Source organism: Affinundibacterium fentianense, assembly GCF_018139545.1.
Lineage (GTDB): Bacteria > Pseudomonadota > Gammaproteobacteria > Burkholderiales > Burkholderiaceae_D > Undibacterium > Undibacterium fentianense.
The window spans coordinates 1-323 of the sequence record NZ_JAGSPJ010000025.1 but is presented as its reverse complement, the minus strand read 5'-3'; the positions used below and the strand labels follow the sequence as shown (position 1 = coordinate 323).

1 protein-coding gene is annotated in these 323 nt (G+C 51.7%); it reads left to right on the top strand.

The window, feature by feature from the left end; genetic code table 11:
- Window positions 1-323 (top strand): hypothetical protein (locus KDM90_RS17640; protein ID WP_212676939.1); only part of this gene is annotated, 323 nt, incomplete at both ends.

Sequence of the window (323 nt, the reverse complement as noted above, 5' to 3'; positions counted from 1 at the left end):
ATTAGTTTAAATAGCAGCACAGCGATCAGTGCATCACAAGCGGTAACGATCACGAATCCTTTGACTGCCCCGAATGCAGCACAACTGAATATCACCAAGCTGTATTCTGGTGACACCGTACCAAGTAAGGTCACAACGCAACCAACAATCGGTGTGCAAGCGGTTTGTTCAATCAGCGGCACCAAGACCACGAGTTTTACAGCAGGAACCACCGGCACAATCACGGGCTTGGTACAAGGTGAAACGTGTACGGTCACGGAGACCGCCATCACGGGTGGCGTCTTAGCTGGCGGTTATACCTTCGGTGCAACAAGTGCAGCGGT